Annotated in this window: 1 protein-coding gene; it reads left to right on the top strand. The window is 35.8% G+C overall.

Annotated elements, in window-relative coordinates:
- Window positions 1–97: 97 nt before the first annotated feature.
- Window positions 98–1,138: an IS30 family transposase gene (locus tag IV88_RS08930; RefSeq protein ID WP_057800543.1), complete on the top strand. Its 1,041-nt coding sequence runs from the start codon at window positions 98–100 to the stop codon at window positions 1,136–1,138.
- Window positions 1,139–1,180: the final 42 nt, after the last annotated feature.

The raw sequence follows: 1,180 nt of genomic DNA, 5'->3' as shown, positions 1-1,180 counted from the left end.
CCCGAATTTAAAATTGAAGTGCAACACTATGGATAAACAAAAAGGCCATGAAGACCTATACTTATAAGTGCTTAAGCAAATAAGAAAGGAATTCTTCATGACCCAATTAAATTCTAGCACTTATACATCTACAAAACATTATCAACATTTAGCTGATACAGAACGTGGCCAGATTGAAGCATTACACGATCAAGGTGTTTCTGAAAGAAGTATTGCTACAAAGCTTCAAAGAAGCCCCAGTACAATTTCACGCGAATTACGGCGTGGTACTACTTCCCAAATGAGTACTTATGGTGTATATCACAAACACTATTTTGCTGATACTGGCAAGGCAGTATATCAAAAGAATCGTAGCCATTGCCATGCCATAGGCATGATGGCAAAAAGTCAGTTGTTTATGCAGTTATTAGAGAAAGCTCTTAAGGCACAGCCGAGAACCGATTCAGTGGATAGCTTTGTACATCGCTTCAGGAAAACTTATCCAGAATTACATTGTCCTTCAACACCTACTGTATATAGAATCATTGATTCCGGACTATCTATACTTAGAAATACTGATTTACCTAAAAAGGTTGGTAGACGTAATAAGAAACATTCTCAGCACATTAGAACCAATAAAAAGCTGTTAGGATTATCCATTGAACAACGTCCAAAGTATATTGACAATCGTAGTCAGTTTGGACATTGGGAAGGTGATTTAGTTAAAGGGCATAGAGTTAAGTCTCAACCAGCTTTATTGACTTTAACTGAACGAAAAACTAGATATGAGATTATCATCAAAATACCTGATTACCGAGCACAAACTTGTTTGGAGTATGTCCAAAGTATTGTGAACGGTAATCCTAAACTATTTAAATCAATTACCTTTGATAATGGTTCTGAGTTTTCTCTATTAAACCAAGTATCAGGGACTACAATATACTTTGCACATCCTTATTCACCATGGGAGCGTGGTAGTAACGAAAATCAAAATGGTTTAATCAGGGAATCAATCCCCAAGGGATTGTCATTGACTAGTTATACAGATGACTGGATTAACAAAGTCGCTCTAGCACTTAATACTCGCTTAAGAAAAGCACTGAATTACCATAGTTCCAGATATTGTTTTAATAAAGAACTTACTACAAGCACTTATTAATTTTATCTTTCACAAGTGTTGCACTTGATTTGACAATTCGGG

Source organism: Pediococcus argentinicus (assembly GCF_001437605.1).
In the GTDB taxonomy this organism is placed as follows: Bacteria; Bacillota; Bacilli; order Lactobacillales; family Lactobacillaceae; genus Pediococcus; species Pediococcus argentinicus.
Note: the sequence above shows the minus strand (reverse complement) of the source record. Positions and strands in the feature narration are given on the sequence as shown.

Coding starts and splice junctions, on each gene's coding strand:
- IV88_RS08930 (WP_057800543.1), top strand. CDS start 98: ATGACCCAATTAAATTCTAGCACTTATACATCTACAAAACATTATCAA.